We start from the raw sequence: 21103 nt of genomic DNA on the forward strand, positions 1-21103 counted from the left end.
CATCGCGGGTGCGGCCCTGGGCGGCTGTCTTACTAGATCTCGCCACCCAACCGCTTCGCCTGGGCGATCGCGCTGTCGGCCTGGGCGTTGAGTTGTTCCAGGGCGGTGCGTTGCTGGTCGACCTCCTCGCGGATGAGCGTCGTGGCGGTGCCGATGCCGCCGATGCCGTCGCTCATGCCCTTGATCGCCGAGGCCACCGCGCCGGCGTCGGTCTGGAGTTCGCCGATGATCTCGGTGATCTCCTCCGTGAAGCGGGCCGTGTCCCGGGAGAGATCCTTCACCTCGTTGGCCACGACGCCGAAGCCGCGGCCGTTCTCGCCGGCGCGCGCGGCCTCGATGGTGGCGTTCAGGGCGAGGAGGTTGGTCTGGTCGGCGACCCGGTTGATCAACGCGGCCACGCCGCTGACCCGCCGCAGGCTCTCGCCGAGCGCCAGCACCACCGTGTCGGCCCGCTGCGCCTGATCCACCACCAGCGCGGTCACCCGGTCGGCGGCCGCCACCTGGTGCTCGATCGACGTGGCCGTCGAACGCACCGCGTGCAGCCGTTCGACCACCTCGTGCAGGGGGCCGGTGACCAGGCCGTTCGTGCCGTCGAGCAGGGACTCCGCCCGGCCGCGGGCCGCCTCCTCGGCCGCCCGCTGCCGGTTCAGCAGGTCGTGCATCTGCGCGTCGAGGCCGTCGCGTTCGGCCAGCGTGGCGCGCAGTTCCTCCTGGGCCCGGTCGCGGGCGACGATCTCACCGGCGTTCGCGGCGATGATCCGCTGGTTCTCCCGCATCGTGATCGCCATCCGGACCAGGGCGACGATCAGGGCGAGCCCGGCCACGGCGACGCCCGCCCAGATCAGCCCGAACGGCTGCGCCAGCACCAGCACGCCCAGCGGCAACACGCTGAACGCCACCGGCACGAACATGCCGCGGTCGTCCGCCCGCACGTGGCGCTCCGGCACCCGGGTCCAGTGCGTGACGGCGGTGGCCAGCAGCGTGATCCCGGTCAGGATGAACGGGTCGCCGTACTTCGACGTCTCGTCGGTCCCGAGCAGGTACCACAGGTCGCCGATCTCCCACGCGAGCACCGCCGCCGCGAGGACGGCCAGTTTGCGGTCGATCCGCCACCCGTTTAGCGCCACGGCGCTGACCACGCCGCCGAGCAGGATCAGGTCGGCGATCGGGTACGACAGGAACGTCACCTTCGCCCAGAACGGCGAGCCGCCGTTGCCTGACATGGCCGGTGGCAGCGTCACGCACACGACCACCGCCGCCACGGCGAGGCCGCTCAGCATGCCGTCGAGCCGGGTCGCGAGCATCGTGCGCCCCACCCGTTGCCGCGTCAGCACCAGCAACGCGACGTACTCGCACGGGTAGATCGCCAGCCACAGCGGATCGGCCCAGGACGGGACCGGCACCTCGCCGTCGACCGCGACCAGCGTGGCGACCAGCCCGCCGAGCGCGTCCAGCACGAGGCCGACGCCGACCACGCCGGCGATCCACCGCTGCGACGGGTCGACCTGCGCCGCCCGTAGGCACGCGACGGCGGCACCGACGAGCACGCCGTTGAAGACCCACACCGAGTAGAGCGAACTGTCCTCGGCGCCGAGCCCGAGGAACGCGTGCGCCCACATGATCGCGGCCAGCACCGCGCAGAACGCGAGGATCGGGCGTACCCCGCTCGCCGGCCGCTCGTCGGTGCGCGCTGTCACGTTCAGAGCATTCGTCAGACCGGTGGGCGACCTGACCACTTCTCCGCCGTGAACCGTCGTATTCGAGCCGATCACCGTCTTGTGACGGAACGCTGCGTGCCGCTAGCGTCACGGGAATCCTGTAACGGTTGACGGCTCAGGTCCGGGAGCCTGCCTGTCGAAGAAACGGTGTGGATATCGGTCCGATGGCGAACGACATCCAGGGCCGGCAGGCGCACGTTCCACCCGACGTGCCCGGTCTTGCCGTGGTGGGCGCCATCGGCCACGGCGCGACAGCCGACGTGTACCGCGTCCGGCGGCGGGGTGCCGAGTACGCCCTGAAGATCCTGCGCGAGGCGGGCACGCCGGCGACGCGGCGGGCGTTCCGGCGGGAGGCGGCGCTCCTCGCCTGTGTCGACCATCCCGGCCTTCCCGACGTGTACGAGGTGGGCCTCGCCGGCGGACGGCCCTACCTGCTGATGGAACTCGTCGCCGGGCGCCGGCTGGGCGAGCTGCTCGGCACCCCGCACCCCGACGCGCGGGTCATCGCCTGGGGCCTCGACGTCGCCGACGCGCTCGGCGCCGCGCACCGCCTCGAACTCGTGCACCGCGACGTGAAGCCGGACAACGTCGTCGTCGGTCCGGACGGCCGGGCCCGCCTGGTCGACCTCGGCCTCGCCACCCGGGTCGCCGCGGATCCCACCGACGTGGCCGCCGGCACGCTCGCGTACGCCGCCCCGGAACAGTCCGGGGCGCTGCGCCGGGCCGTCGACGGGCGGGCCGACCTGTACTCCCTCGGCGTGGTGCTGTTCGAGGCGGCGACGGGTGCGCCGCCGTTCGCCGGCTCCGACCCGGGCGAATTGATCCGGATGCACGCCGTCACGCCGGCACCCGACCCGCGAACGCTGCGGGCCGACCTCTCGCCGGCGCTGGCCGCCGTCATCTGCCGGCTGCTCGCGAAGGACCCCGACGACCGGTACCCGCATGCCGCCGCCGTTCGCGACGACCTGCGCCGGGCGGCCGACGACCCCGCCCGCACCGACCTGCCCACCCGCCACGCCGGTTCGGCGCCGCACCGCGAACCGCCGCTCGTCGGGCGGCGCGACGAGGTCGACGTGCTGACCGCGCGCTGGGAACGGGCCCGTTCGGGCGGCGGCGGGTGTGCGCTGCTGACCGGGCCGGCCGGCGGCGGCAAGAGTCGCCTCGCGCGGGAGATCATGAACCTGGTGCGCCGCGGCGGACACCCGGTGCTGCACGGCAAGGCCGAGGCCGGTGGGACGCTGCCGCTGGCGGCGCTGCGCGCGGCGGTCGACGGGCACGTGCGCGCGGTGCGGGAACTGCCCGGGCCGGGGCGCGCCGCCGCCCGCGAACGCCTCGTCGCGGCGGCCGGCGAAGAGGCGCCGCTCGTCGCGCGCCTCTCCCCGGACCTGGCCGAACTGCTGGACGCCGACGCGGCCGACGTGCCGGCGACCGGCGAACAGTTCGCGGCGGCGGTGGCGGCGTTCCTGGCCGGGCTGGCCGGCGCCGGCGAGCCGGCCCTGCTCTGCCTCGACGACGTGCAGTGGCTCGACGACGTGAGCCGCGCGGTGCTGCGCCGGCTCGCCCCGCTCCTGCCCGGGACGTCGCTGCTGGTGCTGGCGACCGCGCGGGACGACGAGGAGAGCGTGCCGGCGCTGACGACGTTCCGCGGAACGATCGGAACGGCGGTGGACCTGGAGGCGCGCCTCGGACCGCTCACGGTCGACGAGATCGGCGCGCTCGTGACGGCCGAGTGCGGCGGGATGCGGCTGGACCGCGCGGACGCCGCCCGGCTGGCCGCGCACTCCGACGGCAACCCGTTCGCGCTGCTGGAGGTGGTCAAGGCGGTCGTGGACGCCGGGCTGGCGCGGCCGGACTGGGGCAGTTGGCAGGTCGACCACGAGGAACTGGCCCGGCTCGACCTGCCCACCGACGTGGCCGCGCTGGTCCTCAAGCGGGTCGACGCGCTCGACGGGCCGAGCCTGCGGCTGCTCGGGCTGGCCGCCGTCGTCGGCAACCACTTCCCGGTCGACGTCGTCGCCCGCGCGGCCGGCGTCGAGCGCTCCGCCGCGGAGGACGCGCTGACCGACGCCACCCGGCACCGCCTCGTGGAGAACTGCGGCGGCGGCCGCTTCGCGTTCCTGCACGACCGGATCCGGGAGGCCCTGCTCGACCGCTTCACCGACGACGAGCGGCGCGCCGCCCACGACCGGGTCGCCGACGCCCTCGCCGCCCTCGACCGGCGCGACCCGGCGGCGCTGTACGCCCTCGCCGACCACTGCGTGCGCGGCACCGTGGCGCGCGACCCCGGGCGGGCGGCCCGCGCGGCGGCGGTCGCCGGGCGGCTGGCGCTGGCCGACCACGCCCCGGCGCAGGCGGTCCTCTTCCTGGAGAGCGCCGTCGCGGCCGCCGAGGTCGCCGGCGAGCCCGCCGACACCGACCTGCTGCGCACCCTCGGCGTCGCCCTGCACCGGGTCGGTCGCTTCGACGACGCCGTCGGGGTGTTCCGGGCCGCGCTGGCCGTGACGGACGTTCCGACGGAACGGGCCGGACTGCACCGCTCCATCGCCCAGGTCCACGACAGCACGTGGAACACCACCGCGCAGGCGGCGGCCGTCGAAGCGGGCCTCGCCGAGCTGGGACGCCCGCTGCCGACGAACCCGGTCGGCCTGGCCCTGTCGACCCTCGGCATCGGCGTCGCCGGCTGGCTCGGCGCGCGCCTCGGCATCGGCAGGGGCACCGCGCGCGGCGCCGAACGCGACACCTACCGCCTCGTCATGGGCCTCTACGACCTCTACGGCCGCTACCTCATCCGGGACCTGCGGGCGGACCGCTCGGTGGCGCTGAAGGCGCGCGGCGGCTACCTCGCCCACCGGGTCGGCGTCTCGGCGGAGACGGCCCGCTCCAAATCGGAGGGCGGGCTCATCGCCCGGATGGCCGGCCTGCCCCGGCTCGCCGAACGCCTCGACGCCGCGGCGCTGCGGATGGCGCAGGAGGTCGGTGACCCCCGGGTCGTGTCGTACCTGGCGTGGCTGCGCGCGTTCGGCATCTTCAGCAGCGGCGCCGACCAGGGGGAGAGCATCCGCCGCGCGATGGCCGAACACGGCCGGTGGATGGATCCCGGGCACCTGCTCGACTGCTACGCCATGCTCGCCTGGGATCTGATCCTGCGCGGGGACACCGACGCGGCGCGGGAGTGGTTCGACCGGCGGCGCGCGCTGGTCGAGGCGAGCGGGCAGGTCGGTCCGCTGGTGCTCATCCCGGTCGAGGCGGCGCTGCCGGCGCTCTGCGGCCAGGTCGCCGAGGCGGCCGCGGTGCTCGGCCGGTTCCGCTCCGGGGAGGGGCTGCCGCGGGCGATGCGGGTCGACACGCTCATCGCCACGATGCAGTCCGCGGTGGAACAGCGCGAGTTCGGCGCGATTTTCGACGACGCGGTCGCGCGCTTCGACGAGATGCGGCTGCGCCCCCGGGGCATGCTCGCCACGCTGCACTCGGTGTACGTGTACCGCGCCTACGGCCGGGTCGAGCAGCTGCGGCTGGGCGCCACCGATCCGGCGAGCGCCCGGGAGGCGGTGCGGCGCCTGGGCACCGTCAGCAACCGGCCGATCCTCGCCGCGCACCACGCGGTGCTCAAGGCGTCGCTGCACGAGGTGCTCGGCGAGCCCGGTAAGGCGTTGCGCGCGCTCGGCGCCGCCGAACCGGTGCTGCTCGCCGTCGACGCGCCGCTGGTGGTCTTCGAGACGGCGTTCACCCGGGCGCGGGCGTTGCGGGCGTCGGGATTCCCCGGCGAGGCCGGCCGGCAGGCGGAGACGGCGCTGCGGGTGGCCGACACCCAGGGCTGGCCGCACCGGGCGCGCTGGGTGCGGGCGGCGTTCGGGATCGGCACCGATGTCCACAGTGGACGGCCGGGGCGCAGCGCCGACGCGGTGCACGCCGGCACCTACCGCCGCCGCCTCGCCGCCCTCGAACAGGTCAGTCTCGCCTCGGCGCGGGTGCTCGACCCGGACCGGCTGGCCCGCATCGCGCTCGACGAGAGCGTGCGCATCCTCGGCGCCGAACGGGCGCTGCTGTTCCTCACCGACGGCCCGTCCGACCGGCTCGTCCCGCGGGTCGGCCGCGACGCCGACGGTGCCGACCTCGACGGGTTCAGCGGGTACAGCGCCGGACTGGTCGAACGGGTCCGCCGCAGCCGTCGCCCGCTGGTCGTCGCCGGCACCGACGAGGGCGAGGCGCTCGGTTCGCAGAGCGCCGTCCGGCACGGGCTGCGCAGCATCATCATCGCGCCGATCCTGTTGGAACACCGCCTGTGGGGCGTGGTCTACCTGGACAGCCGCGTCGCCAAGGGGATCTTCACGCACGACGACGTCGACATCCTGACCGCCGTGACCAACCAGGTGGCGGCCGCCCTGGAGACGGCCCGCGCCGCCCGCCTGGAACTGGCCGTGGCGACCGTCGCCCGGGAACGCGACCTCGCCGAGACGCTGCGCGCCGCGATGCACGAGGTGAGCGCCACCCTCGACCCGGCCACGGTGCTGCGGAAGGTGCGCGAGTGCGCGCAGCGCTTCGCCGGCGACAGCGGCGGCTGGCTGGTCACCGTCGACGGCGCGCACGTCGACCCGCCCGTGGCAGCGCTCGACCCGGCCCGGATCGCGGCGCTGGCCGGCCGCACGGCGCCGGTGCGCGGCACCGCCGCCGAGCCGTGGACCGGGATGTTCCCGGGGCAGGGCCTGGTGTGCTGGCTCGCGGTGCCGCTGGCCGTGCGCGGGGAACCGATCGGGGTGCTGGTCCTCGCCGCCGCCCGGCCGGACGCGTTCGGCCCCGCGCAGGTGGAGACCGTGGAGACGATCGCGGCGCAGGGCATGGTGGCCTACGAGAACGCGCGGCTGTTCAGCGAGGTGCGGCGGCTGGCCAGCGTCGACGGGCTGACCCAGCTGGCCAACCGGCGGCAGTTCATGGAGGCGACCGATCGGGAGGTGGCCACGGCGCGGCGGCACGGGCGCCCGCTCGCCGCCGTGATGGTCGACATCGACCGGTTCAAACAGGTCAACGACACGTGGGGGCACCAGGTCGGCGACGACGTCATCCGGGCCGTCGCGGCGCGGCTGCGCCTGCACAGCCGCGAGGTCGACCTGGCCGGCCGCTACGGCGGCGAGGAGTTCGCCCTCGTCCTGCCCGACGTCGGCGACGCGGCCGGCAGCATCGCCGAACGGCTGCGCGTCGAGGTGGCCGGCGCGCCGGTGGAGACGGCCGCCGGCCCGGTCCCGGTCACGATCAGCCTCGGCGTCGCCTACCTGGAGGCGACCGACACCGACGCCGCCCCGCTGCTCGCCCGCGCCGACGAGTGCCTGTACCGGGCCAAGCGCGGCGGCCGCAACCGCGTGGTGGTCCATCCGTCACACGCGGTCAACTGACCAACCCTCTGCGGAACGCCTCCGCGACGGCCGCCGCCCGGTCCCGCACGCCGAGCTTGTCGTAGATGTGCAGCAGGTGCGTCTTGACGCTCGCCTCGCTGATCAACAGCCGCGCCGCCGCCTCCCGGTTGCCGGCCCCGTCGGCGAGCAGCCGCAGCACCTGGAGTTCCCGTTCGGTGAGGGCGCCGTGGGCCGGGCGGCGCACGTGTCCCATGAGGCGACCCGCGACGGCCGGCGCCAGCACCGCCTCGCCGCGCGCGGCGGCCCCGACGGCCCGCAGCAGCTCCTCGACCGGCGCGTCCTTGAGCAGGTAACCGGTCGCGCCGGCCGCGATCGCCGGCAGCACGTCGGCGTCGGTGTCGAACGTCGTCAGCACGAGCACCTTCACGCGGGGCGCCAACTGCCGGATGGCCGCCACGCCGCCCGTTCCGGGCATCCGCAGGTCCATCAGCACCACGTCCGGCCGCAGCGCGGCGGCCCGCCGGACGGCCTCCGCCCCGTCGGCCGCCTCGCCCACCACCTCGAACCCGTCCGCGCCGGCGAACGCCCCGCGCAGCCCGTGCCGCACGATCGGATGGTCGTCCACGACGAGCACGCGGATCACCATCGGCTACTCCCGCTCGGTCAGCGCCGGGACGCTGGCGTTGACGACCGTGCCGTCGCCGGCGGCGCTCTCCACGGCGAGCGTGCCGCCGACCCGTTCGACGCGCTGGCGGATGACCCGCAGGCCGTAGCGCTCGGGGCGGGCCGCGTCCGGGTCGAACCCGTCGCCGTCGTCGCGCACGTCCAGCAGCACCACGTCGTCGAGGTAGGTGAGGGTGACGGCCGCGCGGGTGGCGTTCGCGTGCCGGGCGACGTTGGCGAGGGCCTCCTGCGCCACCCGGAACAGGGCCACCTCGACGTCGGTCAGCAGCTGCCGGGGTTCGCCCGCGGTCTCGACGTGCACCGCCACGTGCGCCGTGTGCGACCAGCGGGCCGCGAGGCCGGCGACCGCCTCCGGCAGGCGGGTGCCGTCGAGCTCGGGCGGGCCGAGCGCCGCGACGGAGCGCCGGGCCGCCGCGAGGCTGTCGCGGGCGAGCGCCTCGATGCGCTCCAGGTGCTCGCCCCGTTCTCCGGGGGAACGGCGGGCCGCCTGCGACTGCGCGACGATGCCGGCCAGCCCCTGGGCCAGCGTGTCGTGGATCTCCCGGGCCATCCGCTGCCGCTCGTCGTGCACACCGGCCTCGCGGGCCTGGACGAGGAGCTGCGCGTGCAGGCCGGCGTTCTCGGCGAGGGCCTGCTCGAGGGCGATGACGACGCGGCGGCGTTCCGCGCTCTCCCGGTCGGAACGGAATCCCAGCTGGCCGAACCAGCCGATGAGCAGCGTCTGCAGCACGATCACGGTGAACACCAGCGCCAGCCGGTCCGGATCGCCGGGCAGCCCGTCCGGGACGACGTTGATCACCACCGAGGTCGCCAGCACCAGCCCGAACGCCCACCCCGCCGGCAGCAGCTCGTGCGCCTGCACGAACCCGACGACGGCGAACGCGATGAACACCTGCTGCCGGGCGGTGAGCACGCCGGCGATCGCCAGCTGCCCGCCGAGGTACGCCAGCATCGGGCCGGTGCGCGCCCGCCACGCCGCCGGCCGGGAGGTGTACGCCGCGAACACCCACGCCGCCGCGAGGGCCGCGACGCCCAGCGTCACCAGCCGGTCGGCGGCGGCGCGGCCGGGCACCACGAGCGCCACGGCGGTGGAACCCGCCAGCAGCACGTAGGGCAGCACGGCCAGCGCCCGCCGGAGGGTGGCGCGCGCGTCGCGGCGTCCGGCTCGGGTGCCCGAGCGCGCGGCGGCGAAGCCCAAGGGGGCGGGCGCGGCCGCGGCGCCGGCGGGCGTCTCGCCGGTGCCGGCGCGCAGCGGGTCGTCGACTGCGGGGGTCACGCCTCAATCCCAGCGGAAGAAGCGCACCGCGGCCAGCCCCGCGGCGATCGCGTACGCGGCGAGCACCGCGATCCCGCCGGCCGACGGCCAGGCCCCTTCAGTGGTGTCGCGCAGCCCCTGCGCGGCGGCGGCCAGCGGCGTCAGGTCGCCGAGGCGCACCAGTGCCGGCGGCATGAGTTCGCGCGGCGCCCACAACCCGGCGAGGAACATCAGCGGGAAGAAGAGCAGCGCGCCGGCGCCGTTGGCGACCCGGCCGGACGGCACGACGGCGGCGATCAGCAGCCCGATCCCGAACATCGCCACCGCCGTGAGCACGAGCACCGGCGCGTACCCCAGCGGCCGGCGCGGCAGCGGAACGTCGAACGCCGCGGCCGCCACGCCGAGCAGCACGCACACGGTCACCACGGCGGCCGCCACCTGAACGACGAGCTGCGCGGCGAGGACCCGCCCGGCGCCGATCGGGGTGGTGGCGAGGCGGCGCAGGACGCCGCGTTCGCGATAGTGCGCCAGGAACAGCGGCGTGATCCACAGCGCGGTGGCCGCCACCGACATGAGCGCCAGCACCGGCACGTACAGCTCGATCAGGCGGCGCCCGCCGACGGTCGGGTCGGGCCGGTCGAAGACCGGCACGTTGCCCAGGATCACCAGCAGCACGAGGGGGAAGAGCACGCTCAGCACGTAGGCGTGCGGCTCCCGCAGGAACAACCGCGCTTCGACGGCCACGAGCCGCAGGAGTCCGATCACGCAGCCGATCCTGCGGCAGCCACGGGGCGGGGGGATCCACCGTCGGGCCCACCGATCGGTGGATGGGCTTTCGCCGATCTTGCACTTGTGGCGCCCGGCGTGCCCGCATTCGTGGGGCGATGTCGCAGCCGCGACTGCAAGATCGCCGTTACAGCAGCCCGTGCTTGTCCGCCGACGTCTCGCCCCTCGACTCCAGCAGCACGGGCGCGTTCAGGGCCTGCGCGATCGACTCCCTCAGGTCCGGCACGACGTCGCCGTAGACCGGGCGGCACTCCAGGAGGAGGCGGGTGAGCTTCTCCTGGCGGTCGAGGTCGCCGGGCGGCCCCGGCACGATCCGGTCCAGGCGGTCGTAGCTGTCGCACCGGCGCAGCGGCAGCCCGGCGAGGTCCAGGTGGGTGAGCGCGAGCCCGTCGACGCCGCCGCAGACCTCCAGCGCGTACCGGTGCGCGACCGCGTCGAAGTGGCCGAAGCGGAACGCGCCCTGCCACGGGTTCGTCGGATTGTGCCGGTCGGCGAGCGGTAGCGTCGGATCCTCCGTCACCAGCGGGCCCGGGCCGTGGCGGGTCGTCACGACGCGCAGCACGCCGAGCCGGGTCGCCGTGTGGCCCGCCTCCGCGAGGAGTGCCTGCGCGTTGCCGAACGTCGTCGTGCTCCACGTGGTGTACGGGTGGAAGCCGTGCCACTCGTCGAGCAGGACGCCCTGCGCGCCCTCGAAGACGACGGTGCCCTCGTCCAGCAGGCGGGCCGTGTGCGATCCGTCCACAATGGACACCCGGGAGGCGAACGCCCGGTACGCCGCGACGCAGTCCGCCGGCGGCGGCGTGTCCAGGACGCCCAGCCGGTGGCGCAGCAGCGTCAGCTTGTCCCGCAGCAGGGCCGGGGTCAGGCAGTCGCGCACCCGCGGTGCGTCCGCCCCGAACTCGAGCAGGTACGCCATCGTCTCGCCGACGCCCATGCCGCAGGAGCCGTGCCGGTCCGCGCCGCGCGCCAGTTCGCGGGCCCGGTTGGCGGCCCGGTGGTAAGGCGTCGCCAGCGGGGCGTCGCCGTCGACGGTGAGCCGCTCCAGCGCGTCGGTCACCCCGATGGACGCCAGATGGTCGGCCTCCGGCGCGAGTGCGAGCGGGTCCACCACCACGTACCGGGACAGGTGGGTGCGCACGCCGGGTCGCAGGGTCCCCGCGCCGAACTGGGCGAAGGTGTGCCGCCGCCCGTCGGGCAGGACCACGGTGTGCGCGGCCTGCCCGCCCCCGTTGAAGCGGACCACCGCGTGGACCGGCCGGCTCGCGCACAGCCAGTCCACCACGGTGCCCTTGCCCGCGTCGCCGTAGCCCAGGTCGACGACGATCACGTGGCTCACGTCAGAGCCGTTCGACCGGGGTGCCGCCGCCGAGCGCGGGCAGGGCGGACCGGGCGACCCGGCCGGCGCCGACGTGAGCCAGCGCCTTCGACACCGTGGCGCCGGCGTCGGAGCCCGCGTCCCGCAGGTCGGCGAGGCCGGTGTCGAGGTCGACGGCCTCCTCGCCGAGGCCCACGGTGAGCGCGATCGTCTCGCAGGCGGCGTCGAGGTCGTCCAGTTCGAGCGCCTGCTGGCCGAGCAGGTCGCGCCAGAACGTCAGCACCCGCTTGTCCCGCCCGTAGCCGGCGTCGCTCGGCAGCAGGTAGTAGGTGTCCCACCGGCTGCGTACCTCGTCGAGGATGGCGCGGGTCGGAATGTCCTCTGTGGACCGTCCGCCGATGACGGCGCGCACCTCGTTCGCCTTGACCCTGGAGTAGGCCAGCTCGTCGCCGATGATGAACAGGTAGCCGCGCCGGCCGCGCTTGTCCCACGCGTCGGTCCGCACGTGGCGGGCCATGAAGTACAGGGCCAGTTCGTACGACTCGGTCATCTGGCCGCCCCCGCCGCCCTCCAGGAGGATGCGGCCGAGGTCGTCGTCCATCCGGTTGTCCGACTCGAACTGCCCCACCTGCAGCGGCGCCCGGTCGCAGGTGGCGTCGCCGATGGCGCCGAACATGATCTGCGGGTCCTTCGCGTAGCCGCCCCGCAGCAGCAGCCCGAGCAGCTGCGGCAGCTTCTCCTGCAGCCGCCGGGGGACGTGTCCCATGGAGCCGGTGACGTCGAAGAGCACCGCGATCGGCAGGGACTGCGGGTGTTCGTCGCTGTCGCGGCTCTCCCGCACGGCGGCGCGCGGGTCGAGTGCACTGTGGACGGTGCGCGCGCCGCTGTCGGTGTGGGCGAACGCGCTCCTGCCGGTCGAGGCGCGGTAGCGCGACGCGGCGTCGTAGACGTCGGTGGACCAGATTCCGCTTCCCATGGCTCCTCCTAAGGATTGAGGCGGAAGGGTGTGAACACGCGCGGGCCGAACAGGCGGTCGAGCACGCCGTCCAGCTCCGCGAGCAGGCGCAGGGCGTCGTCGGGGCGCTGGCGCAGGTGCGGCAGCCGGCAGCCGGCGGCGAAGTGGGTGAGGGCCTTCGGCGCGCGGTCGCCCATCAGTTCGGTCATGACGCGGGCGGCCATCGCGAGGTCGGTGCCGGCGAGCGGCGGCTCCTTGGCCGGCACCTCCGGCGGGTACCAGTCGGCGTAGCCGGGCACCATGGCCGGCACCACCCCGGCCGTGTGCGCCAGGGCGCCCGGGCCGGTGGGCACCGCTGCCGAGCGGCCGTGGTGCGTGCGGCCGGAGAAGTCGACGGAGTAGCACCAGTCGATCAGGACCAGGCCGCGTTCGGCCGGGTGGATGAGGATGTGCGGGGGGAGCACGGCGCCGTGCACGACCCCGGCGCGGTGCGCCACGGACAGGGCGATGAGCAGCCGGCGCCACATCCAGGCCGCGTCGCGGGGCGGCAGCCCGTCGGGATAGGCCCGCCGCACCTCGGTGAGCGGGTGCAGGCCGCCGGCGGTGCCGATGACGTTGACGCGGCGTTCGGCTCCGGTGGCGGGGTCGCGGTGGCGGAAGGAGTCCACGAGCCGCGGCAGGTAGGTGAGGAAGCGCGGGTCGCCGCGGCTCGCGATGGTGCGCAGCGCCGACGTCTCCCGTTCCATCAGGTCGTTGTCGGAAGGGTGCCGCGGCAGCTTGAGCAACCGGTCGCCACCCACGTCGTAGAGGTCGGCCACGTCGCCGCGATGGCGCGGCGACGCGCCGAGCCGGTAGGTCGCCGTCGCGGTCCGCAGCGTGACCCCGTCGCGGTGCGTCTCCCACAGCCTTCCCAGCCGGGCGAACGCCTCCGTGGCGGCGTCCCGCCGGTGCGCGGGAACGGCGTCGGGATGCAGCACCCGGGCCAGCTCGCGGTAGCCGTGCGCGGCGAAGAGGACGGCCGGATCCGTCGTACCGCACACCACGTCCAGCGCCTCGTCGAACGTCATCACCGCACGGCCTCCTCGCGGGAGGGCCGCAGCAGCGCGGGATGCAGCAGCCGCGCGTCGCCGGCCCGGTACAGCTTCGAGCGGGGACCCCCGCGCGTGCCGCCGCGCTCGGTGGTGGCACCGGTGCTCTCCACGAACCCGGGCACCGACAGCACCTTGCGGTGGAAGTTGCCCGCGTGCAGGCTGTCCCCCCAGACGGCCTCGTAGACGGCCCGCAGCTCGGCGATCGTGAACTCCGGCCCGGTGAACCGCGTCGCGAGCGGCGTGTACTCGAGCTTGCCCCGGGCCCGCTCCAGCCCGTCGGCGAGGATCCGCGCGTGGTCGAACGCCAACCGCCGGCTGGTGCCCGGCCGCTGCCGGACCGGACGGTCCCGGGAGCCGGCCGCGTCGGGCAGGCCGAGCGCGTCGACCGGGACCCAGGCGGCCTCGCGGGCGTCGCTGCCGGCCGCCGGGTCGGGCAGGTCGGGGGCGAAGGCCAGGTGCGCCACGGAGACGACGCGCATGCGCGGATCCCGGTCCGGGGCGCCGTAGCTGGCGAGCTGCTCCAGATGGAAGCGACCGAGGGTCGTCACCCCGGTCTCCTCCAGCAGCTCGCGGGCGGCGGCGGCGCGCAGGTCCTCGTCGGGCTGCACGAAGCCGCCCGGCAGGGCCCACGCCCCTTCGAACGGCGGCCCGCCGCGCCGCACGAGGAGCACGTGGAGCGCGCCGTCGCGGATGGTCAGCGCCACCACGTCGACGGTCACCGCCACCGCCGGGAACGCCCGCGGGTCGTAGGCGGCGAGGTACTCCTCCTCGGTCACGGCGCCCTCCAGTTGTACTCAATCTGAGTAGATCTCGATGTGAGAACAACTGTGCCCGGGAAACGGCCCGATGTCAACGTCGAATTCGCGTCAGACGAAGAAGCGGGCCGGCACGAACACCCGGTGCCCGGAGCCGAACGCCACCCACACGCCCTCGGCCGTCCACTCCACGGCGAGGCGCGACCGGTCGAGCCCGGGCGCGTCGAGGCGAACCCGGTGGCCGTCCGCGCCGGTCGGGTCGGAGCCGAGCACCACCTCGTGCCGGTCGACGCCGACGAACGCGTGCATCCGGACGTGCGCCGCGTAGTGCGTGGCGCCGTCGTAGACCACCGTCGACGGCTGCGGGTACACCTCGACGACGCTCGCGCGCGGCCAGGCCAGCAGCGCCACGACGATGGCGACGGCGCAGACCCCGACGACGATGAAGTTGGCGGGTGCCGCCCGGCGGAGTTCGAGGTACGCCACCCGCCAAGTATCAACGGCTGTCGTTAAGGAGTGAACACCGCGCGCACGCAGCCGTCCTTCTTCTCCTTGAAGATCCGGTATCCCGCGGCGCCCTCGTCCAGCGACATGGTGTGCGTCGCCAGGTGCTCGGTGACCAGTTCGCCGCGGGACATGCGCTCCAGCAGCATCGGGATGTAACGCTGGCCGTGCATCTGCGCGCCGCGCACGGTCAGTCCCTTGTTCAGCACCGCACCGAGCGGGAACTTGTCGACGAACCCCGCGAAGACACCGAGCACGAAGACGCTTCCGCCCTTGCGGCAGTGGTAGATCGCCTCGCGCACCGCCGCCGGGCGGTCCGTCTCCAGGCGGAGCTGCTGCTTCACCATGTCGTAGGCGTGCTGCGGGCCCGGCGTGTGCGCCTCCATGCCGACCGCCTCGATGCACACGTCCGGCCCGCGGCCGCCGGTGCGTTCGAGGAGTTCGGCGCCGATGTCGGTGCTCGTGTAGTTGAGCGCCTCGGCGCCGATGCGGCTCTCCACCATGGCGAGGCGGTACTCGAACCGGTCGATGACGACGACCCGTTCGGCGCCGAGCAGGATCGCGGCGCGCGCCGCCATCTGGCCCACCGCGCCGGCGCCCCAGACGGCCACCACGTCGCCGGGGCGCACCCCGCCGAGGTCGGCTCCCATCCAGCCGGTCGGGGCGGCGTCGGAGGCGAAGAGGGCCCGTTCGTCGCTGACGCCCTCCGGCACCGTGAACGCCCCCACGTCGGCGAAGGGCACCCGGATGTACTCGGCGTGGCTGCCGGCGAAGCCGCCCATGGCGTGCGAGTAGCCGTAGCATCCGCCGGGCGCCGCGCCCCACATGCCCTCGGTGATGGCCGGGTTGGTGTTCCCGTTGTCGCACAACGAGAACTCCTGATTGCGGCAGTACCGGCAGCGGCCGCACGAGACGAACGACGAGACCACCACGCGGTCGCCGACGGCGTGGTTGCGCACCCCGTCGCCGACCTCGACGACCTCGCCGAGGAACTCGTGCCCGAGCACGTCGCCCTTGCGCATGAACGGGATGTAACCGCCGAGCAGGTGCAGATCCGACCCGCAGGTGGTGCTGCGGCGCACCTTCACGATGACGTCGCCGCTGTTGCGGATCCGCGGGTCCGGCACCTCTCGTACGCCGACGTCGTTGACGCCGTTCCAGCACAACGCCTTCACAGCCGCCCCTCCTCCTTGCCGTGCCGGGTCGCGTAGGCGAGGGGTGCGCCGGTGAGCGTGCGCTCCGTCGTCGGCGGCGAGTCCGGTTGCAGGATCTCGCCGACCTCGACCAGTTGCCGCGCCTCGCGCAACGCCTTGCGCAGGGCGCGCACCCCGTCGCGCCCGCGGGGTTCGGTCATGCGGGCCGCCAGTTCGGTGCCGCGGCCGCCGGGTGCCGGCCGGATCACCACCTCGACCGGGAAGCCCAGCGAGTCCAGCGGCGGCGGCAGCGGGCCCAGCTCCTCCGGTTCGCAGGCGATGGTGACGCTGTGCCAGCGGTCCATGCGTTCGGCCCGGCCGGTCGTCCGGCGCCGCGCCACGGCCACGGCCGCACCCGCTCCGGCGGCCACCGCGGCCGCACCCAGCAGTCCTCTCATCGCCCTAACCTCCGTTGCGCCAGTCGTCGTCGGTCAGGTGGGAACCGGCCTGCGGGCCCATCAGCAGCATCCCGCCGTCGACCACCCACGAGGCGCCGGTGACGTAGCCGGAGTCCGGCCCCGCCAGGAACGCCACGACCGCCGCCACCTCGCGCGCGTCGCCGGGCCGGCCGACCGGCACCCCGGGCCGGCGCACCGTGCTCGGGTCGACGTCCTCGTTGCCCGTCATCGGCGTGGCGATCTCGCCGGGGGCCACGGCGTTCACCGTGATGCCGTCGGCCGCCAGTTCCTGCGCCATCACCTTGGTCAGCAGGCCGAGCCCGCCCTTCGCGGCGCAGTAGGCACCGGAGCCCACCCGCGGCGCGTGCTCGTGCACGCTGGTGATGTTGATGATCCGGCCGCCCCGGCCCGCGTCGCGCATCCGCCGGGCGGCCCGCTGCGCACACAGGAACGGCCCGTCGAGGTCGACGGCGAGCACCTCGCGCCACTGCTCGTACTTCGTGTCGACGACGGGCGCGGAGATGCCGGTGCCGGCGCAGTTCACCAGGACGCCGAGGCCGCCCAGGGTGTCGGCCAGGTCGTCGACGACCGCGGCGGCGTCCGGTAGTTCGGTCAGATCCAGGCGGCGCACGGCACAGCGGCGACCCGCCTCGCGGACCTCGCGCGCCGTGCCCTCCGCGCCCTCGTCGTCCGATCGGTACGTGACGCCGACGTCGAAGCCGGCGCCGGCGAGCGCCACGGCGATCGCCTTCCCGATGCCGGAGTCGGCGCCGGTGACCACGGCGATCCGGTCGTGTCCGTCCCACATGGCCGCGGGTCTACCCGCGAATCGGGCGGGTACACCTCAGTGTTTCCCGCTCTGTGTTTCCCGCTCAGTGCACGGCGGCTGGGCGGCTCAGGACAGGATCCGCCGCGCGTTGCCCGCGTAGAGCGCCGGCAGGACCTCCGCCGGCAGGTCCAGCGCGGAGACCTGCCAGCGGCCCTGCGGCGGGATCTCGCAGCCGGGCGCGTAGTCGAAGGACTCGTCGTCCGTCTCCAGGAAGCGGTACCAGGTGCGATAGTCCGCTGTGGACGGTGGGAAGGCGTCCGTCCCGAACACCACCCGGTCCGGGTGGTCCAGGATCAGTTGCCGGGCCGCGCGGGGGCGCCGTCCGAGTTCCGCCATCCGGCCGCCGAGATCGACGTGATAGTTGTCGAACGCCGTCAGCATCCGATCCACCCGCGCGAGATCCTCGGCGGCACAGCCCACGTGCGCCCCGATGAACGTGGTGCCGGCGGCCCGTCCGACGACCGCCTCGAGCGCGTCCAGCAGCCGGTCGAACGTCGGCATCCCCGGCCCGCCGAACCACCAGTCGGGATGCGCGGCCAGCTCCTCGACGCGTTCGTTGCGGCGGTCCAGCGGCTGGAAGAACGCGAGCGGGTCGGCGATGTGGATGAGCACGGGCAGCCCCAGCGCACCCGCGGCGGCGAAGACGTCGGTGAGCCGTTCGTCGTCGGGGGAGACCAGTGCGCCGTCGGCGTCGCGCACGACGAGGCCGAGATCCTTCCACACCTTGAGCCCCCTGGCGCCGAGGGCCTTGGCGCGTTCGAGCTGCCTGATCAGCGCACCGGTCGGGTCGGCTCCCTGGAACGCGCTCCAGTCCAGCTGGCAGAAGGTGTAGAAGCGGCCGGGGTGCGCGGCGTCGTAGCGCTCGAGGTTGGCGGCGAGCTGTTCGTCCCCGCGGCCGTCGAGGTTGACGACCGCCGCCACGCCGCATTCGTCCATTGTGGACAGCAACGCGTCGACGTCGCGCACCAGCCAGTCGCCGTCGGGGCTGAGCCAGCGCCCGAGGTGGTTGTGCACGTCCACCACGGGGTGCGCGGGGCGTTCGACCACTGTGGACGGTCGGCGCAACGCGGCCGCGGGGGCGTAGTCCTTCAGGAGAAGTTCGTCGAGGTTCACTCGGCCACCACCACTGTCGTTCCGGCGCGGCGGATCGCGTCGAGCGCGGCGGGATCCGCAGACGAGTCGGTGATCAGCTGCGCGACGCCGCCGATCTCGCTGATCCGGGCCAGGCAGACCCGGCCGATCTTCGAGCCGTCGGCCACCACGATCACCCGGTCCGAACTGTTGATCATCGTGGCGTTGGTGTGCGCCTCGATCTCGTCGTGCGTGGTGAGCCCGCCGCGGGCGCTGATCCCGTCCACGCCGATGACGGCCACCTCGATGTTGAGGCCGGCGAGCGCGCGGTCGGCGATCGGGCCCACCAGTTCGTAGGACTGGGTGCGGCTCACCCCGCCGGTCATGATCAGCTTGATCCGCGGCCGCAGCGCCAGCTCGGTGGCGATGTTGAGCGCGTTGGTGACCACCGTCAGGTCGACCCGTTCGGCGAGGATGCGCGCGAGCGCGTGCGTCGTCGTGCCGCCGGTGAGCCCCAGCGTGAACGGCCCCGACGGCAGCGCCTTCGCCGCCCGCCGCGCGATCAGCTGCTTCTGCTCGCGGTTCTGCCCGGTGCGGAAGCGGACCGGCAGCTCGTAGCTGACGTCGGCGGCGACGGCCCCGCCGTGGGTGCGCGCGAGCAGCTTCTGATCCTCCAGCACCTGCAGGTCGCGGCGGATGGTGGCGGCGGAGACGCCGAACTCCTCGGCGAGCCGCCCCGCGTCGACCGAACTGTCGTTGGAGAGCCGGTCGAGGATCGTCGACATGCGGTCCGCGCGGCGGAGCGTACTTCGGGCCATCGGGGGACCTTTCCCGAAACATGATCGTCTTCAAAATGCACAGTGACGATAGTTCGTTTGCGAACGTTTGGCCATGCCTCCTTGCGCGCTTCTGTGCGCGTCACCAGAATCCGTGCATGACGACGATCACCTTCCTCGGCGCCGGCAGCGTGGTGTTCACCCGCGAGCTGCTCGTCGACATCCTGTCCTTCGACGAGCTGCGCGGCGTCACGCTCGCCCTGCACGACATCGACGCCGAGCGGCTGGAGACCGCCGAGGGCATCGCCCGGCAGACGGCCGCGCAACTGGGCGCGTCGCCGGTGATCCGCTCGTCCCTCGACCGGCGGGCCGCCCTGGACGGCGCGGACTACGTCATCAACACCATCCAGGTCGGCATGCACGAGGCCACCGTGCGCGACTTCGACGTGCCGGCGGCGTTCGGGCTGCGCCAGACGATCGGGGACACCCTGGGCGTCGGCGGGATCTTCCGGGGCTTACGGACGTTCCCCGTGCTGGGGGAGATCGCGCGCGACATGCTGGAGATCTGTCCGGACGCCTGGCTGCTCAACTACACCAATCCCATGGCGATGAACATCGCCTACCTGCACGCGGTCGCGCCCACGCTCAAGGCGGTCGGCCTCTGCCACTCGGTGTACTGGACGGTGCGCGGCCTCTGCGAGGTGATCGACGTGCCGTACGAGGAGGTCGTCTACACCAGCGCGGGCGTCAACCACCAGGCGTGGGTGCTGCGCTGGGAGCGCGGCGGCGAGAGCCTCTACCCGCTGCTGGACGAGCGCATCGCCGCCGACCCCGAACTGCGCCGGCGGGTGCGGGTGGACATGTACCGGCGGCTCGGCTACTACCCGACCGAGACGAGCGAGCACTCCTCGGAGTACGTGCCCTGGTACCTGCGCCACGACGCGGAGGTCGAACGCCTGCGCATCCCGGTCGGCGACTACGTGAAGATCAGCCGGGACAACCGCGCCGAGTACGTGGCCACCCGCGACGCGCTGCGCGAGGGCAAGCCGCTGGACCTGTCGCGGGGCGCCACCGAGTACGCGCCCGAGGTGATCCACGCGATCGAGACCGGCACCCGCCGGCGGATCTTCGCCAACGTCCCGAACGCCGGCCTGATCGGCAACCTGCCGCAGGGCTACGCCGTCGAGGTGCCGTGCGTCGTCGACGCGCTCGGCGTCCGGCCCGAGGCGGTGGGCGAACTCCCGCCGCAGTGCGCGGCTGTCAACCGTTCGTTCGTGAGCGTCGGCGAACTGGCGGTGCGCGCCGCGCTCACGGGGGATCCGAGGCTCGTCCGGCAGGCCGCCATGGTCGACCCGAACACCGCCGCATCCCTGACGGTGGACCGGATCTGGGAGCTGTGCGACGCGCTCACGCAGGCCCACGGCGACCTGTTGCCGGCGGCTCTGCGGGAGCCCGTGAAGCTCTAACGTGCATCCTGGACTGTTCGTTTGTGCGCGAACCATTGTGCACCTAGGGGAAGTGAGCATAATCAGCCGTCATGAACGTCACCACGCAGGAGATCGCCAGCCAGCCGGACGTGTGGCAGCGGGCCGTGGCGCTCGCCGCCGAGGCCGGTCCGCACCTCACCGCCCCCGGTGAGCGCGTGCTCTTCCTGGGCTGCGGCACGTCGTGGTTCGTGGCCCAGTCGCTCGCCACCCTGCGCGAGGGCGCCGGGCTCGGCGAGTCCGACTACTGGTGCGCCTCGGAGTACCGGGGCGGGCGCACGTACGACCGGGTCGTGGCGATCACCCGTTCCGGTACGACGACCGAGGTGCTCGACGTGCTGCGTGGCATCCCGAGCGGGACCCGCCGGACGCTGGTGACCGCCGTGGACGGCATGCCCGCCGAGGCGCTCGCCGACGACCGGATCCTGCTGGACTTCGCCGACGAGAAGAGCGTCGTGCAGACCCGGTTCCCGACGGCGACGCTGGCGCTGGCCCGCACGGCGTTCGGGACCGGCACGGACGGGCTGATCGAGGACGGGCGCACCGCCGTCACGCAGGCGCTGCCGGCCGTTCCCGAGGGCGAGCCGGCGCACGTGGTGTTCCTCGGCACCGGCTGGACCATCGGGCTGGCCCACGAGGCCGCGCTCAAGGTCCGCGAGGCGGCGCAGGGCTGGTCCGAGTCGTATCCGGCGATGGACTACCGGCACGGCCCGATCGCCGTCTCCGGCTCCCGCACCCTGGTCTGGTCGTTCGGCCCGCTGCCGGACGGCCTGGCGGAGGACGTCGCCGGTGCCGGCGCCGCCCGCTACGAAAGTTCCCTCGACCCGTTGGCCCAACTGGTTCTCGCGCAGCGGCTCGCCGTCGCGCTGGCCGAGGCCCGGGGGCTCAACCCCGACGCGCCCCGGCTCCTCACCCGGTCGGTCGTCCTGACCTGAACCTCC

At 74.2% G+C, this 21103-nt stretch carries 17 protein-coding genes; 3 read left to right on the plus strand and 14 right to left on the minus strand.

All coding sequences use genetic code 11. The features are described from left to right. Window positions 1-32 precede the first annotated feature (32 nt). Window positions 33-1697: a methyl-accepting chemotaxis protein gene (locus Val02_RS48170; RefSeq protein ID WP_275415563.1), complete on the minus strand. Its 1665-nt coding sequence runs from the start codon at window positions 1695-1697 to the stop codon at window positions 33-35. A 185-nt stretch (window positions 1698-1882) separates the two neighbouring features. On the opposite strand from Val02_RS48170, the gene Val02_RS11670 reads away from it, so the two are divergent. Continuing rightward, entirely contained in the window at window positions 1883-7105 is a 5223-nt protein-coding gene (locus Val02_RS11670; protein WP_203898998.1) for a diguanylate cyclase, read from the plus strand. Here Val02_RS11670 and Val02_RS11675 read toward each other — a convergent pair. The 13 genes from Val02_RS11675 to Val02_RS11735 form a co-directional block, all read right to left on the minus strand. After that, window positions 7098-7709, minus strand: a complete 612-nt coding sequence (locus Val02_RS11675; RefSeq protein ID WP_203899168.1) for a response regulator — start codon at window positions 7707-7709, stop codon at window positions 7098-7100. The genes Val02_RS11670 and Val02_RS11675 overlap by 8 nt on opposite strands. 6 nt (window positions 7710-7715) lie before the next feature. After that, window positions 7716-9026 carry a sensor histidine kinase gene (locus Val02_RS11680; RefSeq protein WP_203898999.1) on the minus strand — a complete coding sequence of 437 codons (1311 nt, stop codon included), beginning with the start codon at window positions 9024-9026 and terminating at the stop codon, window positions 7716-7718. 3 nt (window positions 9027-9029) lie between these two features. Next, complete coding sequence (locus Val02_RS11685; RefSeq protein WP_203899000.1) at window positions 9030-9770, minus strand: ABC transporter permease; 741 nt, start codon at window positions 9768-9770, stop codon at window positions 9030-9032. Window positions 9771-9918: 148 nt separating this feature from the next. Next, complete coding sequence (locus tag Val02_RS11690; protein WP_203899001.1) at window positions 9919-11127, minus strand: adenylosuccinate synthetase; 1209 nt, start codon at window positions 11125-11127, stop codon at window positions 9919-9921. Between the two features lies 1 nt (window position 11128). Next, complete coding sequence (locus Val02_RS11695; protein WP_203899002.1) at window positions 11129-12082, minus strand: hypothetical protein; 954 nt, start codon at window positions 12080-12082, stop codon at window positions 11129-11131. Window positions 12083-12090: 8 nt separating this feature from the next. Beyond that, window positions 12091-13128 carry a serine/threonine protein kinase gene (locus Val02_RS11700; RefSeq protein WP_203899003.1) on the minus strand — a complete coding sequence of 346 codons (1038 nt, stop codon included), beginning with the start codon at window positions 13126-13128 and terminating at the stop codon, window positions 12091-12093. Further along, window positions 13128-13928 (minus strand): NUDIX hydrolase, encoded by an 801-nt coding sequence (locus tag Val02_RS11705; protein ID WP_203899004.1) that lies wholly within the window; start codon window positions 13926-13928, stop codon window positions 13128-13130. The genes Val02_RS11700 and Val02_RS11705 overlap by 1 nt, the downstream gene beginning before the upstream one ends. 90 nt (window positions 13929-14018) lie before the next feature. Next, complete coding sequence (locus tag Val02_RS11710; RefSeq protein WP_203899005.1) at window positions 14019-14393, minus strand: hypothetical protein; 375 nt, start codon at window positions 14391-14393, stop codon at window positions 14019-14021. Between the two features lie 23 nt (window positions 14394-14416). Continuing rightward, on the minus strand, window positions 14417-15586 hold the full coding sequence (locus tag Val02_RS11715) for a zinc-dependent alcohol dehydrogenase (protein WP_203899006.1): 1170 nt from the start codon (window positions 15584-15586) through the stop codon (window positions 14417-14419). Then, complete coding sequence (locus Val02_RS11720; RefSeq protein ID WP_203899007.1) at window positions 15583-16002, minus strand: hypothetical protein; 420 nt, start codon at window positions 16000-16002, stop codon at window positions 15583-15585. The genes Val02_RS11715 and Val02_RS11720 overlap by 4 nt, the downstream gene beginning before the upstream one ends. A 4-nt stretch (window positions 16003-16006) precedes the next feature. Beyond that, window positions 16007-16810: an SDR family oxidoreductase gene (locus tag Val02_RS11725; protein WP_203899008.1), complete on the minus strand. Its 804-nt coding sequence runs from the start codon at window positions 16808-16810 to the stop codon at window positions 16007-16009. 87 nt (window positions 16811-16897) lie between these two features. Next, complete coding sequence (locus tag Val02_RS11730) at window positions 16898-17944, minus strand: amidohydrolase family protein (protein ID WP_203899009.1); 1047 nt, start codon at window positions 17942-17944, stop codon at window positions 16898-16900. After that, complete coding sequence (locus Val02_RS11735; protein WP_203899010.1) at window positions 17941-18720, minus strand: DeoR/GlpR family DNA-binding transcription regulator; 780 nt, start codon at window positions 18718-18720, stop codon at window positions 17941-17943. Before Val02_RS11735 ends, Val02_RS11730 begins: the two co-directional genes overlap by 4 nt. A 116-nt stretch (window positions 18721-18836) precedes the next feature. On the opposite strand from Val02_RS11735, the gene Val02_RS11740 reads away from it, so the two are divergent. Then, the gene (locus Val02_RS11740; protein WP_203899011.1) at window positions 18837-20144 is read left to right on the plus strand and encodes an alpha-glucosidase/alpha-galactosidase; all 1308 of its coding nucleotides are present in this window, start codon (window positions 18837-18839) and stop codon (window positions 20142-20144) included. A 71-nt stretch (window positions 20145-20215) separates the two neighbouring features. Continuing rightward, window positions 20216-21097 carry an SIS domain-containing protein gene (locus Val02_RS11745; protein WP_203899012.1) on the plus strand — a complete coding sequence of 294 codons (882 nt, stop codon included), beginning with the start codon at window positions 20216-20218 and terminating at the stop codon, window positions 21095-21097. Window positions 21098-21103: the final 6 nt, after the last annotated feature.

It is taken from the genome of Virgisporangium aliadipatigenens (assembly GCF_016863615.1).
GTDB classification, from domain to species: domain Bacteria; phylum Actinomycetota; class Actinomycetes; order Mycobacteriales; family Micromonosporaceae; genus Virgisporangium; species Virgisporangium aliadipatigenens.